Origin of the sequence: Streptomyces sp. S07_1.15, from assembly GCF_020739505.1 — a bacterium.
Classification (GTDB): domain Bacteria; phylum Actinomycetota; class Actinomycetes; order Streptomycetales; family Streptomycetaceae; genus Streptomyces; species Streptomyces xinghaiensis.
The window spans coordinates 278804-293251 of the sequence record NZ_JAJBZK010000001.1; the positions used below are offsets into that span (position 1 = coordinate 278804).

At 73.2% G+C, this 14448-nt stretch carries 10 protein-coding genes; 2 read left to right on the forward strand and 8 right to left on the reverse strand.

The window, feature by feature from the left end:
* Positions 1 to 85: 85 nt before the first annotated feature.
* The 8 genes from LIX60_RS01315 to LIX60_RS01350 all read right to left on the reverse strand — a co-directional run bounded on the left by LIX60_RS01315 (position 86) and on the right by LIX60_RS01350 (position 12217).
* Entirely contained in the window at positions 86 to 1807 is a 1722-nt protein-coding gene (locus LIX60_RS01315) for a GAF domain-containing protein (protein ID WP_227956797.1), read from the reverse strand.
* An 82-nt stretch (positions 1808 to 1889) separates the two neighbouring features.
* Positions 1890 to 2690, reverse strand: a complete 801-nt coding sequence (narI, locus tag LIX60_RS01320; RefSeq protein WP_227956798.1) for a respiratory nitrate reductase subunit gamma — start codon at positions 2688 to 2690, stop codon at positions 1890 to 1892.
* Positions 2687 to 3328 (reverse strand): nitrate reductase molybdenum cofactor assembly chaperone, encoded by a 642-nt coding sequence (gene narJ / locus LIX60_RS01325; protein WP_227956799.1) that lies wholly within the window; start codon positions 3326 to 3328, stop codon positions 2687 to 2689. Before narJ ends, narI begins: the two co-directional genes overlap by 4 nt.
* On the reverse strand, positions 3325 to 5052 hold the full coding sequence (gene narH / locus LIX60_RS01330; RefSeq protein ID WP_227956800.1) for a nitrate reductase subunit beta: 1728 nt from the start codon (positions 5050 to 5052) through the stop codon (positions 3325 to 3327). Before narH ends, narJ begins: the two co-directional genes overlap by 4 nt.
* Positions 5052 to 8795 (reverse strand): nitrate reductase subunit alpha, encoded by a 3744-nt coding sequence (locus tag LIX60_RS01335; RefSeq protein ID WP_227956801.1) that lies wholly within the window; start codon positions 8793 to 8795, stop codon positions 5052 to 5054. Before LIX60_RS01335 ends, narH begins: the two co-directional genes overlap by 1 nt.
* A 186-nt stretch (positions 8796 to 8981) precedes the next feature.
* The gene (locus LIX60_RS01340; protein ID WP_227956802.1) at positions 8982 to 9488 is read right to left on the reverse strand and encodes a hemerythrin domain-containing protein; all 507 of its coding nucleotides are present in this window, start codon (positions 9486 to 9488) and stop codon (positions 8982 to 8984) included.
* A gap of 75 nt (positions 9489 to 9563) precedes the next feature.
* Positions 9564 to 10802, reverse strand: a complete 1239-nt coding sequence (locus LIX60_RS01345) for an MFS transporter (protein ID WP_374117773.1) — start codon at positions 10800 to 10802, stop codon at positions 9564 to 9566.
* Positions 10803 to 11431: 629 nt separating this feature from the next.
* A complete protein-coding gene (locus LIX60_RS01350) occupies positions 11432 to 12217 on the reverse strand; it encodes a DUF2249 domain-containing protein (protein WP_227956803.1) in 786 nt (261 codons plus the stop codon).
* Between the two features lie 68 nt (positions 12218 to 12285).
* On the opposite strand from LIX60_RS01350, the gene LIX60_RS01355 reads away from it, so the two are divergent.
* Positions 12286 to 13041 (forward strand): metalloregulator ArsR/SmtB family transcription factor, encoded by a 756-nt coding sequence (locus LIX60_RS01355; RefSeq protein WP_227956804.1) that lies wholly within the window; start codon positions 12286 to 12288, stop codon positions 13039 to 13041.
* On the forward strand, positions 13038 to 14366 hold the full coding sequence (locus LIX60_RS01360) for a hypothetical protein (RefSeq protein WP_227956805.1): 1329 nt from the start codon (positions 13038 to 13040) through the stop codon (positions 14364 to 14366). Before LIX60_RS01355 ends, LIX60_RS01360 begins: the two co-directional genes overlap by 4 nt.
* Positions 14367 to 14448: the final 82 nt, after the last annotated feature.

Here is a 14448-nt window from a genome sequence, read left to right on the forward strand (position 1 = left end):
GGCCCGGTGCGGGGCCGGACGGGGGGCGTGCCGGACATCGGAGGATTCGCCGGGCACGGCGCCGGGCGGCCGGGCACGGCCGCGCTCAGTCCGTCTCCAGCGGCACGCGCCAGGTGACGGTCGTGCCGCCGCCCGGCGTACCGGTCAACTCGAAGGAACCGCCGAGCTGTTCGGCCCGCTCGGTGAGGTTGCGGAGTCCGCTGCGGCGGCTCTCCTCCGCGGGGATGCCCACTCCGTTGTCGGAGACCGACAGGACGAGTTCCGTGGAGGTCACCTTGACGGCGACGTCGGTGCGGGTGGCCTGGGCGTGCCGGGCGGCGTTGGACAGGGCCTCCCCGAGGACGGCGACCGCGTGGTCGGCCACCTGGCGGGGCACCTGGGTGTCGAGCAGGCCCTCCATGCGCAGGCTCGGCGGGAAGCCCATGGGTCCGGCGATCTCGCCGACCGCCTGCGCGATCCGGGCCCGCAGGTTGTGGCCCTCCCCCGGCTGGCGGGAGCGCAGGCCGAAGATCGTCGAACGGATGATCTTGATGGTCTCGTCCAGGTCGCCCACCGCCCGCACCACGCGCTCCGAGGCGCCTTCGTGCTCGATGAAACGGGCGGCGCTCTGCAGGGTCATGCCGGTGGCGAAGAGCCGCTGGATGGCGAGGTCGTGCAGGTCTCTCGCGATCCGGTCGCGGTCCTCCAGCAGCGCGATCTGCTCGGCGTCCTGCTGCCGCTCGGCGAGCTCCATCGCCACCGCGGCCTGTCCGGCGAAGCCCAGCAGCGGCTCCGTCTCCTGGTCGCTGAAGGAGAGCCGGTCCTTCTCCCGGACGAGGAGGAGCACGCCGCGGACGCCGGTGGCGGTGCCGATGGGCACGGCCACCGCCGGGCCGAGACCGATGAACCGTTCCGGCCCGGCGGAGATCCTGGGGTCGCCGGCCGCGTCGGAGCTGGTGACGGGGACGGCTTCGCGGAAGGCGAGCCCGCACAGGCTGGACCCGATGGGCAGCACCAGACCGCGGTGGACGTCCGACTCGCGGCCGATCGCCAGCTCCACGGAGAGATTGGCCCCGTCGCCGACCGGCAGGGCGACGACGGCCAGGACGGAGGACGTTATCTCCCGGGCGCGCTCGGCGATCCTGCCGAGCACCTCGCCGCGCGGCCGGCCGGAGAGCAGTTCGTAGGTGACCTCGCCGCTCGCCCGCAGCCAGCGCTCGCGCTGCCGGGACTCCTCGTACAGCCGGGCGTTGTCGATGGCCACACCGGCCGCGACGGCGAGGGTGGACAGGACGGCCTCGTCCTCGTCGTCGAACTGCCCGCCGCCGCGCTTCTCGGTGAGGTACAGATTGCCGAAGACCTTGCCGCGGACCCGGATGGGGGTGCCGGCGAAGCTGTTCATCGGCGGATGGTTGGCGGGGAAGCCGTAGGAGGCGGAGTGGTCGGAGAGCTTGGCCAGCCGCAGCGGCTCCGGGTTGCGGATGAGCTCGCCCAGGATGCCGTGGCCGGCCGGGTACGGGCCGATGGCGGCGATCTCCTCCTCGCTGAGGCCGACCGTGAGGAATTTCACCAGCCCCTTGCCGTCCTCGCTGATCACGCCCAGGGCCGCGTACTCCGCGTCGACCAGGGCCGCGGCCGCCTCGACGATGCGCTGGAGCACCCCCTCCAGATCGAGCTCCCGCCCGACCGACAGCACGGCCTCCAGCAGGTGGTGGACCCGGTCCCGGGTGCCCCGGGCGGCGTCGATCCGGGCCTGCAGCTCCTCCAGCAGTTCGTCCAGCCGCAGCTGCGGCAGCCGCACCACACCGCTGTCCTCGGCGCTTCCCACCCTGTGCTCACCTCCACATGGTCCCGGCGGGCCGAACGCCGGCCGGGGTCACGCACCCCACGGTATCCGGACCACCGGGGTCTCAGACACGCTCCCACCCGCGCCGGGGGCCGCGGGAGCCCAGCTGGACGTCGCGGCTGCGGTAGACGATGTACGGACGGGTGAGGTAGCCGAGCGGCGCGGTGAGCATGTGCACGAGCCGGGTGAAGGGCCAGGCGGCGAAGAGGGCCAGCGCGCTGAGCGCGTGCAGCTGGAAGAGCACGGGTGCGCCGGCCATCAGGGCGGGGTCGGGCTGGAAGAAGAAGATGCCGCGGAACCAGGGCGAGATGGTGGTGCGGTAGTCGTAGCCGCCGCCGACGACGTTCGCGGCCACGGTGGCGACGAGCCCCAGGACGATGGCGAGCACCAGCAGCAGGTACATGAACTTGTCGTTGCGCGTGGTGGCCAGGAAGACGGGGCCGACGGTGCGCCGCCGGTAGACGAGGATGGCGATGCCGGCGAGGGTGCTGATCCCGGCGATGGTGCCCAGCACGACGGCCGTGACGTGGTAGGTGTGCTCGCTGATCCCGGCGGCCTCGGTCCAGCTCTTGGGGATCACCAGCCCGCCGATGTGGCCGATGAGCACCACCAGGATGCCGAAGTGGAAGAGAGGGCTGCCGATCCGCAGCAGCCGGCTCTCGTGGAGCTGGGAGGAGCGGGTGGTCCAGCCGAACTTGTCGTAGCGGTAGCGCCAGACGTGGCCGGCGACGAACATCGTCAGGGCGATGTACGGCAGCACCACCCAGAGGAAGATCTCCGGGGCGCCGGACTCTCCCACGGCGGCATCGGCGGTCCCGGCGGCCAGGGCGCGCAGGGGCCCGGGTGTCGTGGCGGGGGGAATCATCGGCGGCCTCCGACGGCGTCGGGCATGAACTGCGGGGGTGTGAAGGGGGCCAGGCCGACCTCTTCCTCGGGCGGGCCCTCGGCGGCGAGCCGGGCGACGGCCTCCCGCTCGTTCCCGCGGAGCGGGGGCAGGGTGGCCGAGACGGAGTCCAGGACGTGCGCCCAGGGCGCCTCCGAGTCGCGCAGGGCGAGACGCAGCAGCTCCAGCCCGGCGCGGTGGTCGAGGAGCAGCGTGCGGCCCGCCTCCGGGTGCTGGGCGGCGAATTCCAGGACGACGGCGAGGTGGTCGGGGAGTTCGTCGTCGGTGAGGCGCAGTCCGGCCCGGGCGTAGGTCTGCTTCAGCCGGAGGAGGGCGACGCCGCGCTTCCGGGTGTCGCCGTGGGCGTAGTACGTGAGGAACGGGCAGCAGCGCTTGCGGTGGTCGAAGACGGCCACGTAGTCGGCGGCCAGCGCGGTGATCGGGGTGGCGCCGGCGTGGTCGAGGAAGCGGAGGAGCGGGGCGGCGGCCGCCTCCGGCAGGGCCGCGGCGGCCCGCCGGGCGAGCCGGGTGTGCTCCGGGAAGCCGTCCTCCGGATAGGCCAGCAGCAGGGACTGCACCTGCCAGGCCACCGGGATCCAGGGGGTGACGGAGCCGCTCACGGCCGGTCCTCCTTGCGCTCGGGGCCGCCGGAGGTGTTCGGGGAGGAGCCGCGCTCCTCGCTCTCCGGCGGGAAGAGTCCCTCGGGGTGCCCCTTGCCGTCCCAGTTGAGGAGGTTGACCCGGGCGGTCTTGTCCTCGGGGGAGGCGACGCTGTCGGAGGTCTGCCGGTCGCGCAGCGCCTGGTAGTTCTCCACGGCGATGGGGCTGGCGCCGCCGGACGCCTCACCGAAGGGGCCGGAGCCGCTCGGCAGTCCCGCGCCGCCCATGCCGGGGCCGCCCTCGTAGTCGAGGCTGCACTCGGTGGCGAGTTCCTCCAGGTTGTGCGCCTGCTCCGCGTGGGCGGGCGGGATGACGTAGCGCTCGTCGTACTTGGCGAGGGCCAGCAGCCGGTACATGTCGTACATCTGCTCCTCGCCCATGCCGACGGCGGCGGGGATGGCGCCGTCCGGGTCGCGGCCGAGGTTGATGTCGCGCATGTAGGCGCGCATGGCGGCCAGCCGGCGGAGGACCGCGTCGACCGGGGCCGGGTCGCCGGCGGTGAACAGCTGGGCGAGGTAGTCGACGGGGATGCGGAGCGCGTCGATGGCGGCGAAGAGGTTGCCGGAGTCCTCGGCGTCGTAGCCGGTGTCGCGGACGACGTCGACGACCGGGGAGAGCGGCGGGATGTACCAGACCATGGGCATGGTGCGGTACTCGGGGTGGAGCGGCAGGGCCACCTTGTAGGTGTTGATGAGGGCGTGGATCGGGGAGCGCTGGGCGGCCTCGATCCAGTCGCGCGGGATGTCCGCCTTCTCGGCCTCGGCGATGACCTCCGGGTCGTTCGGGTCGAGGAACACCTCGCGCTGGGCCTCGTAGAGCCCGGTGTCGTCGGGGGTGGAGGCGGCTTCGAGGACCTTGTCGGCGTCGTAGAGCATCAGGCCGATGTAGCGGAGCCGGCCGACGCAGGTCTCGGAGCAGACGGTGGGCAGCCCGACCTCGACGCGCGGGAAGCAGAAGGTGCACTTCTCGGCCTTGCCGGTGCGGTGGTTGAAGTAGATCTTCTTGTACGGGCAGCCGGTGACGCACATCCGCCAGCCGCGGCAGCGGTCCTGGTCGACCAGGACGATGCCGTCCTCCTCCCGCTTGTAGATGGCGCCGGAGGGACAGGAGGCGGCGCAGGACGGGTTGAGGCAGTGCTCGCAGATGCGCGGCAGGTAGAACATGAAGGTCTCTTCGAACTGGAACTTGACCTTCTCCTCGATGCCGGCGAGGAGCACGTCCTTGTCGCCGTGGTCGGGGGAGCCGCCGAGGTCGTCGTCCCAGTTCGCCGACCAGCTGATCTTCATGTCCTTGCCGGTGATCAGCGACTTGGGCCGGGCGACGGGGGTGTGCTCCTGGAGCGGGGCGTTGGTGAGCGTCTCGTAGTCGTACGTCCAGGGCTCGTAGTAGTCGTCGAGGCTGGGGAGCTTGGGGTTGGAGAAGATGGTGATGAGCTTCTTGAACCGGCTGCCGGCCTTGAGCCCGAGCCGGCCGCGCTTGTTGAGCTCCCAGCCGCCGCGCCAGGTCTCCTGGTCCTCGTAGCGGCGGGGATAGCCCTGGCCGGGGCGGGTCTCGACGTTGTTGAACCAGACGTACTCGACGCCGCTGCGGTTGGTCCACGCCTGCTTGCAGGTGACGGAGCAGGTGTGGCAGCCGATGCACTTGTCGAGGTTCATCACCATCGCCATCTGTGCCATGACGCGCATCAGTACTGCACCTCCTGGCCGCGGCGGCGGATGACGGTGACCTCGTCGCGCTGGTTGCCGGTCGGGCCCAGATAGTTGAAGGCATAGCTCAACTGGGCGTAGCCGCCGATGAGATGGGTGGGTTTGACCAGCAGCCGGGTGAGCGAGTTGTGGATGCCGCCGCGCCGCCCGGTGGTCTCGGTGCGGGGCACGTCGATGAGCCGGTCCTGTGCGTGGTGCATGTAGACGGTGCCCTCCGGCATGCGGTGGGAGACGATGGCGCGGGCGGTGACGACGCCGTTGCGGTTGACCGCCTCGATCCAGTCGTTGTCGTGGATGCCGAGCTTGGCCGCGTCCTCCTGCGCCATCCAGATGTTCTGCCCGCCCCGGGAGAGGGAGAGCATGAAGAGGTTGTCCTGGTACTCGGAGTGGATCGACCACTTGTTGTGCGGGGTGAGGTAGCGCAGGGTCAGGCCGGCCTCGCTCTGCTCGCCGAGCCGGGGCTCGTCGAACAGGGCGTGCATGTTGAGCGGGGGCCGGTAGACGGGCATCCATTCGCCGAGTTCGGCGATCCAGTCGTGGTCGAGGAAGAAGTGCTGGCGGCCGGTGAGGGTGTGCCAGGGCTTCAGCCGTTCGACGTTGATGGTGAAGGGCGAGTAGCGGCGGCCTCCGGACTCGGAACCGGACCACTCCGGGGAGGTGATGACGGGGACGGGCCCGGCCTGGGTGTCGGCGAAGGTGACCTGCTTGCCCTCGTGCTCGCCGGCCAGGTCGGCGAGCCGGCCGCCGGTGCGGGTCTCGACCTGGCGGAAGCCCTGGGTGGCCAGATGGCCGTTGGTGGTGCCGGAGAGGGCGAGGATCGCCTCGCACGCCTGGACGTCGCGGGCGATGGAGGGGCGGCCGGCGGCGGGGCCGCCTCGGACCGTGCCGTTCTTCTGCCGGAGGTACTCCAGTTCCCGTTCGTAGTGGAAGGTGACGCCCTTGGTGGTGGCGCCCATGGTGTCCAGCAGGGGGCCGAGGGCCGTCATCTTGTCGGCGACGGCCGTGTAGTCGCGTTCGACGGTGATGAGCTTGGGCATGGTGCGGCCGGGGACGGGCTCGCACTCCCCCGCCTTCCAGTCGCGGACCCGGCCGTGCGGGTTGGCCATCTCGTCCGGGGTGTCGTGCAGCAGGGGGGCCGCGACCACGTCCTTGACGGTGCCGAGGTGGCCGGCGGCGAGGGTGCTGAAGGACTTGGCGATGGTGTTGAACGCGTCCCAGTCCGTCCGGGTCTGCCACGGCGGCGGGATCGCGGGGTTGAAGGAGTTCACGAACGGGTGCATGTCCGTGGTGTTGAGGTCGTGCTTCTCGTACCAGGTGGCGGCGGGCAGCACCACGTCGGAGTAGAGGGTGGTGCTGGTCATCCGGAAGTCGAGGGTGAGCAGCAGGTCGAGCTTGCCGGTGGGGGCCTCCTCGTGCCAGGTGACGTCGCGGGGGCGGGCGCCGGGCGGGGCCTCGGTGGCGCGGACGGAGGAGTCGGCACCGAGGAGGTGCTTGAGGAAGTACTCGTTGCCCTTGGCGGAGGAGCCGAGGAGGTTGGCCCGCCAGATGGTGAGGACGCGCGGGAAGTTCTCGGGCGCGTCCGGGTCCTCGCCGGCGAAGCGGAGGTTGCCGGACTTCAGTTCGCCGACGATGTGCTCGGCGGGTTCGCGGCCGGCGGCGGCCGCCTCCTCGGCGAGGGTGATCGGGTTGCGGTTGAAGGTGGGGTAGGACGGCATCCAGCCCATCCGGGCGGACTGCGCGATGACGTCGGCCGTGGACTTGCCGGTGAAACTGCCGCCGGCCGTGGTGGCGGAGAGGGCGTCGGCGCCGAAGGGGTCGTAGCGGAACTGGTCGGAGTGGAGGTACCAGTACGCGGTCTGGATCATCTGCCGGGCGGGCCGGTTCCAGTCGGAGGCCGTGGCCAGGGCCGAGTAGCCGGTGATGGGCCGGACCTTCTCCTGGCCGACGTAGTGCGCCCAGCCGCCGCCGTTGACGCCCTGGCAGCCGGTGAGGGTGGTCAGGGTGAGGAAGGCGCGGTAGATGGTGTCGGAGTGGAACCAGTGGTTGGTGCCCGCGCCCATGACGATCATCGAACGGCCGCGGGACTCCTCGGCGTTGGCCGCGAACTCCCGGGCGATGCGGGCCGCCTGCTCCCCCGGTACCCCGGTGATCTTCTCCTGCCAGGCAGGGGTGTACGGCTGTTCGGTGTCCGCGTAGCCGGTGGGCCACTCGCCGGGCAGGCCCGGGCGGCTCACGCCGTACTGGGCCAGCAGCAGGTCGTAGACCGTCGTCACCAGGCGGCCGCCGATCCGGCGGACGGGGACGCCGCGGCGCAGCCGGCCCGCCGAGCCGTCGGGGGTGTCGAAGCGGACGAGGTCGACCTCCACCGGCGGTTCGCCGCCGCCGTCGGCGCTCAGCAGCGGGTCGGTGCCGCCGAGGTCGAGGTTCCAGTGGCCGGCGCCCGCCTCGCCGAAGCGGTGGCCCAGGGAGCCGCCGGGCACCACGGGGCGGCCGGTGGCGGCGTCGAGGAGGACGGTCTTGAAGTCGGCGTTCTCGGCCGCGGCCTCCTCGCCGTCCAGATCGGCCGCGGTGAGGAACTTGCCGGGCTTGTAGGCCGGCCCCCCGGCGCCGGTGCCCTCTCCGGTCTCCTCCAGGGCGACCAGGTAGGGCAGGTCGGTGTAGCGCTTGACGTAGTCGGTGAAGTAGGGGGTGGCGCGGTCGGTGAAGAACTCCTTGAGGACCACGTGGCCCATGGCCATGGCCAGCGCGCCGTCGGTGCCGGGGCGGGCGGGCACCCACTCGTCGGCGAACTTGACGTTGTCGGCGTAGTCGGGCGCGACGGCGACGACCTTCTGGCCGCGGTAGCGCGCCTCCGCCATCCAGTGCGCGTCGGGGGTGCGGGTCACCGGGAGGTTGGAGCCCCACATGACGAGGTAGCCGGCGTCCCACCAGTCGCCCGACTCGGGCACGTCGGTCTGGTCGCCGAAGACCTGCGGGGAGGCGACGGGCAGGTCGGCGTACCAGTCGTAGAACGACAGCATGACGCCGCCGACGAGGGAGTAGAAACGGGCGCCGGCGGCGTGGGAGACCATCGACATCGCGGGGATCGGCGAGAAGCCGGCGAGCCGGTCCGGCCCGTACTCCTTGATGGTGTGCACATGGGCGGCGGCGATCAGCTCGGCCGCCTCTCCCCAGCTCGCCCGGACCAGGCCGCCCTTGCCGCGTACGGACTTGTAGCGGCGGGCGCGCTCCGGGTCGGAGACGATGTCGGCCCAGGCGAGCACGGGGTCGCCGAGGCGCTGCTTGGCCTCCCGGTACATCTCCAGCAACAGGCCGCGGACGTAGGGGTAGCGCACGCGGGTGGGCGAGTACGTGTACCAGGAGAACGCGGCGCCGCGCGGGCAGCCGCGGGGCTCGTACTCCGGGGAGTCGGGGCCCACCGAGGGGTAGTCGGTCTGCTGCGACTCCCAGGTGATGATGCCGTCCTTGACGTACACCTTCCAGGAGCAGGAGCCGGTGCAGTTGACCCCGTGGGTCGAGCGGACCACCTTGTCGTGGCTCCAGCGGTCACGGTAGAAGTCGTCCGCCTGCCGGCCGCCGATCCGGTGGAGCGTCCGCTTGTCGGCGGAGACCTCGGCGCGGGTGAAGAATCTGCGGGTTCCGACCAGGGCGTCGGCCAGTTCACCGTCCAGGCCCGGTGCCGCACCTTCCCCGTTCCGTCCCTTGCTCCTCGTCCTCGCCATGGCGTCCTTTTCCCGGGCACGTGTACCCGTGTGTCGTACGGCGGTTCGGAACTGCGAGCTCCGCCGCCACCCAACGACACATCACGCCATGACGCAAGATCCCCGTCCGCGTGTCCACCAACCTCCTGGAGGACATCGGCGCTGGTGAACACGGAGGGGAACGGGCCGCTGCCCGGGGGTGTCCGGTCAGGCGGCCGGGAGCCGGGTGCCCACCCGGCCGCGCACCGCCTCGACCGCCTCCCACTCCTCCGTCCCCAGCAGGGCCAGGGCGGCGGGGAAGACGCCGTCCTGTTCCTTGAGGATGTGGTCGCGCAGGACGGCCAGGGCCTCTTCCAGGCGCCGCGGCCAGGACGGGTCGGCGGGGACGACCGGGGCTCCGGCGCCGTCCGGGCCCTCCCCGGCGTCCGGGGCGCCGGCCTCGGCGAGGACGGCCTCGATGCGGCGGTGCTCGTCCTCCAGAGCGGCGATCTGGTCCGGGAAGTCCGCGGTGAGCGCGGGGAACAGGCCGTGCTCCTCGACCTCGGTGTGCGGGCCGAGGACGCCGGCGATACGACGGGCGGTGGCGGCCATGCGGGGCAGGTCGCCGTCACGGCGGGCCTCCCGCACCTCGGCGATCATGGTGACGACGAGGTCGTGCTCGCGGGTCAGCTCGTCGATGGACGTCAGCGACTGGCAGCCGCAGTACTCGCACATGGGGTCGGCTCCTTCGGTGTGCCGGTGTGCCGTGGGGGCGGGGGTACCGGGGGCGGGGTTTCCGTGTCGGCGCGGTCAGACGCCGTGGCCGGAGATCTCGGCCCGGACCTTGGTGACGGTGTAGAGCAGAGCCGCCGCGGACACCACTGCGAGCAACACCAGACCGATGGCATAACTTCCCGTGGCCCCGTAGACGGCGCCCATCACGAGCGGCGGTACGAAGCCGCCCAGGCCGCCGGCCGCGCCGACCACGCCGGTGACCGATCCGACCCGCTCGGGCGGGGTGATCAGGGCCACCAGGGCGAACACGGCGCCGCTGCCGACGCCCAGGGCCGCGGCCATCGCCAGGAAGGCGAGGGTGCCGACCGGCATCAGCTCCGGGGTGAAGGACTGGACGACGGCTCCCGTGATCACCACGCCCAGGGCGCCGGCCAGCACGCGCACCGGGCCGAGGCGGTCCGAGAGCCAGCCGCCCACCGGGCGCATGAGCACGGCCAGCAGCACGAATCCGGCCATCCGGTTGGCGGCATCGGCGGGCTCCAGACCGTAGGCGGTGCGGAGGTAGGTCGGCAGGTAGACCGAGAAGGCGACGTAGCCGCCGAAGGCGAGCGCGTACAGACCGGATGCCTGCCAGGTCGCGACCAGCCGCGTGGTGACCGCCAGCCGGCTCAGCATGGAGCCGCCGGACACCGTACGGCCCGGGACGTCCCGCAGCAGGAGGATGGCGACGAGCGCGTAGACGCCCAGGGCGACGGCCGTGATGACGAAGGGCGCCGCGGTCCCGTACTCCTTGACCAGGTTGACCGTGGTCAGCGCGCTGATCGCGGTGCCGCCCATGCCGGCGCCGAAGACGCCGACGGCGAGACCGCGGCGCTCGGGCGGAAACCAGGAGTTGACGAAGGGGACGCCGACGGCGAAGGCCGTTCCGCCGATGCCGAGGAAGAAGCCGCCGATCAGCAGGCCGGCGAAGGTGGTGTGCCCGACCAGCCCCAGGTAGAGGACGGGGACGATGGTCGCGGCGGAGACCAGGGGGAACATGACCCGGCCGCCGTAGCGGTCGGTGAGAGCACCCACCGGGATGCGGCCGACCGAGCCGACGATCACCGGTACCGCGACGAGCAGCGACTGCTCGAACGAGGAGAGGTCCAGGATCTCCTGGAAGCGCGGCCCCAGCGGGCTGAGCAGGGCCCACGCCCAGAAGTTGAGGGCGAATCCGAGGGTGGCCAGGGTCAGCATCAGCCCGCGCGGCCCGGGCGAGGCGCCGGTGCCGGACGGCGGAGGTGCTGCGGTGGCCGCTCGCGAGGTGTCGTCCATAGGGGTGTCCGCATCCCTCGTGTGGCTGTCAGTGGTCATCGTGTCCCCGGCTGTCGTTCGATAGGAGAAGAGCGGGAAGGCTCCGGGGCCGCGGTGGGTTCCGTATGGGTGCCCTCCGGCCGCGGGTGTCATCCCCGTGCGGTCCAGGATCTTCACTCTTCCGGTGACCGGTAAGGGACCATTGGGACCGTCGCGAGGGGCCGTGTGGTCTCCGGTTTCCCGATGACGTGGGGTCCTGTGGGAGAACGGGCGGTCCCGGGGCACGTCGTGGGAGCGCGGGTGTCGGCGGGATCACACCGGGCGGGCCGGGCAGCGGACCCGTGTCCGGGGCCGGGCCGCGCGGGGTGTCCGCGGCCGTGGACGACGCGGAGGGCGGCGCCGGTTACGCGTGCGCGCGGGGGACGCCGGGGGGAACAAGGGGCGCCAGGGGGACGCGAGGGTCCGGGGAGCGGCGGCGGACGCGGGGTGAAATGACGGCGCGTCGCGGAAGCGGGAACGGGGGTGGGGGCGGGGCCCCCATGCGAACGGGCCGCCGGGGGCGGCCCGTTGTGCGGGGTCGGTCGAGCCGGTCGAGCCGGGGCCGCCGGGGCATCGGGCGGCGGCCCCGGCGGCTTCAGCGGCCGGGCGTGTCAGCGGTGGCTGAGGCGGAGGCGCCAGGCCTCCGGCCCGCGCTCCAGGTACTCCACCGAGAAGACACCCGGGTTGCGGTCCTCGATCTGGGCCAGCAGCGGCTTGGGGTCGTGCGGCGCGACCAGCACCATGGCCCGGCCGGCCGGAACGGCCCCGAGCGCGCCGAACACGGTGGCGTGACGGATGGCGTGCGGGACCTCGCGGACGTCGAGCTCGGGGTCGGCCTCCTCCTCGGTCTCGCCGCAGGTGCAGTGGCCGCCGCAGCCGCCACCCGCCTCCTGGCCGTCCTCGCCGTGCTCGTGGCCGCCGAGCAGGTCGTGCATCCCCGCGAGCAGCTCCGCCAGGGAGACCTCGGTGGACCCCGCGATCAGCGGCAGGATCAGGTTGTTCTCCTTGTCCAGGTGCTCCTCGAAGAGCACCTGGAGGGCCCTGCCCTCGGCGGCCGCGTGGACCGCGGTGGGCGCGGAGCGGACGGCGGCGACGAGCCCGGCGAGCCGGCGGTGCTCGGCGAGCATGCCGTCGACGAGCAGCCGGGCCTCCTTGGTGCCGTGGGCGGCCGGGTAGAGGGCCGCCTCCTCCGCGGCGGCGTGCGGGAGGAGCTCGCGTTCGCAGAAGGCGGCCAGGCTCGCCCGGGCAGCCTCCGCGCCGGCCGGGTTGCGGGCGGCGGTGTCGAGGAGGACGGAGACCCGTCCGGCCAGCTCACCGGCCAGATGGGTGTGGTGTGCCTCGACGGCCTCCACGGCGGCGGCGTCCTCGGGGTCCGAGGCGAGGGTGACGGTGTTCATGGCGCTTCCTCCAGCGTTGGCGGCCGGCCGGTTCCGGCCGGGTCCGGTGCCTGCAATATACTCCGGACATGTCCGTGAAAAATAAGGGTCCCCAGCCGGGAGGCGGATCGGACGGCCGGCCGCCCCTGTCGCGCCAGCGCGGTGCCGTGCTCCAGCAGCTGCGCGGCCAGGCCGGTTCCGTCACCGTCACGGCGCTGTCCCGGCTCTGCGGCCTGCACACCAACACCGTCCGTGAGCATCTCGACGCGCTGGTCGGCGCCGGGCTGGTGGTGCGCGAGCGCGCCCCGGTCGTCGGCCGCGGCCGTCCCGCGTGGCAGTACCGCGCCCGGCCGCCGCAGCAGTCCGCCGTACGCGAGTACGCCGGGCTGGCCACCGTGCTGGCCGGGCAGATCGCCCGTTCCAGCGCCGATCCGCGGGCGGACGCCCTCGCGGCCGGTGAGGAGTGGGGCCGCGCCCTTCTCTCCGGCGCGGAGCCCGCCCGGTCGACGGGGGACGCGCGCGGGCGGGTGCTGGATCTGCTGGGCGAGATCGGTTTCGCGCCGGAGCCGGACGAGGACGGTCTCGGGGCGCGGCTCCCGCGCTGCCCGTTCATCGAGGCCGTCCGCGAGCACCCGGGCGTGATCTGCTCGGTCCACGCCGGGCTGGCCCGGGGCGGCATGGCGGCGCTGGGCGGCGATCCGGACCAGGTGGAGCTGCTGCCCTTCGCGGAACCCGACGCCTGCCGGCTGCGGCTGGGCGTCCGGCCCGCGGGAGCCGGCGGACCGGCCGAGCCGGCCGGACGCGAGGGTGCCGCCGGCCCGACGGACGGCGGGGGGACCCGATGAGCGGACCGGGGCGTGCGGAGGCCCGGAACGCCGGGACGCGGCGGGCCGTCCTGCTGCTGCCCGCCGGGCTGGCGCTGCTGCTCGGGCTGAACGCCGCCCTGATGCTGCTGGAGCTGCCCGCGCCGCTCACCGTCGAACGGCTGCCCGAGGTGCACGGCATGCTGCTGGTCCTCGGATTCGCCGGAACGCTGGTCGCGCTGGAGCGGGCCGTCGCCCTGGGCACCCGCTGGGCGTATCTCTCACCGGCCTGCCTCGGCGCGGGCGGTCTCCTGCTCGCCACACCCGTCGACATCCGCGCCGGACGGCTGCTGCTGGTGGCCGGTACGGCGCTGCTGCTCGCCCTGTACGCCCGCTTCTGGCGGCGTCAGCCCGGCGCCGCGCTGCTGGCGCAGGGCGCGGGCGCGGTGGCCGCGCTCGGAGCGGCTCTGCTGTGGCTGGGCGGGCTCGACGTCCCCCGGCTGCTGCCCTGGCTCGCCGCGTTCCTCGTGCTGACCATCGCCGGTGAGCGGCTGGAACTGGCGCGGGTGGCCCTGCTCGCGCCCCGTGCGGAGAACATGTTCCTGGCCGCGGCGGGTGCCGTGCTCACCGGGGCCGTCGTCACCCTGCTGTGGCCGGCGGCCGGCACCGTGCTGCTCGGCGCGGCGCTGCTCGCGCTGGTCGGCTGGCTCACCGTGTACGACGTGGCCCGCCGGATGCTGCGCTCCACGGGCCTGCCGCGCTTCTCGGCCGCCTGCCTGCTGGCCGGCTACGCCTGGCTCGCGCTGGCCGGGGCGCTGTGGCTGCTGGGCGGTCCGGTGGGAAACGGGCCGCGGTACGACGCCGTGGTGCACGCCGTCTTCCTGGGCTTCGTCCTCTCGATGATCATGGCGCACGCGCCGGTGATCCTCCCCGCCGTGCTGCGCCGCCCGCTGCCGTACGACCGGGTGCTGGCGGGGCCGGCCTGGCTGCTCCATCTCTCGCTGGCCCTGCGCGTCCTGGTCGGGGACCTGCGGGAGACCGAGGGGGCCTGGCGGCTCGGCGGGGCGCTGAACATCGCCGCCGTGCTGCTCTTCGTCGTCTCGGCCGCGGCACTCTCGGTCCGCGCGGGACGCGCGGAGCCCGGGGCGGGCAACCGCCGTGCCGGGGGCTCCGGTTCCGGGGGCTCCGGTTCCGGGGGCTCCCGTTCCTCCGGCGCGGCACCGGAGCGGGCCGACGGCACGGCGGCCGGCTCCGGCAGCGCCCGCCCCGCTCCCGGAACACCGGATCCCGTCCCGGGCGCGCCGGATCCCGCGCCCAGCTCACCGGGCCGCGGGCCCGGCACCGAACACCCGGAGGTCCCGCGGTGACTCTGCTCTCCTCTGCCCCGTCGCCCGGACGGCCGCCCGCCGCCCCGGCGCGGCCCTCCGCCCGCGCCTCCTGGCATCTGGG

Excerpts from the sequence above, each read along its gene's own strand:
- LIX60_RS01335 (WP_227956801.1), bottom strand. The coding sequence starts at position 8,795 with ATGGCGAGGACGAGGAGCAAGGGACGGAACGGGGAAGGTGCGGCACCG.
- LIX60_RS01340 (WP_227956802.1), bottom strand. The coding sequence starts at position 9,488 with ATGTGCGAGTACTGCGGCTGCCAGTCGCTGACGTCCATCGACGAGCTG.
- narI (WP_227956798.1), bottom strand. The coding sequence starts at position 2,690 with ATGATTCCCCCCGCCACGACACCCGGGCCCCTGCGCGCCCTGGCCGCC.
- LIX60_RS01350 (WP_227956803.1), bottom strand. The coding sequence starts at position 12,217 with ATGAACACCGTCACCCTCGCCTCGGACCCCGAGGACGCCGCCGCCGTG.
- LIX60_RS01360 (WP_227956805.1), top strand. The coding sequence starts at position 13,038 with ATGAGCGGACCGGGGCGTGCGGAGGCCCGGAACGCCGGGACGCGGCGG.
- LIX60_RS01345 (WP_374117773.1), bottom strand. The coding sequence starts at position 10,802 with ATGGACGACACCTCGCGAGCGGCCACCGCAGCACCTCCGCCGTCCGGC.
- LIX60_RS01355 (WP_227956804.1), top strand. The coding sequence starts at position 12,286 with ATGTCCGTGAAAAATAAGGGTCCCCAGCCGGGAGGCGGATCGGACGGC.
- narH (WP_227956800.1), bottom strand. The coding sequence starts at position 5,052 with ATGCGCGTCATGGCACAGATGGCGATGGTGATGAACCTCGACAAGTGC.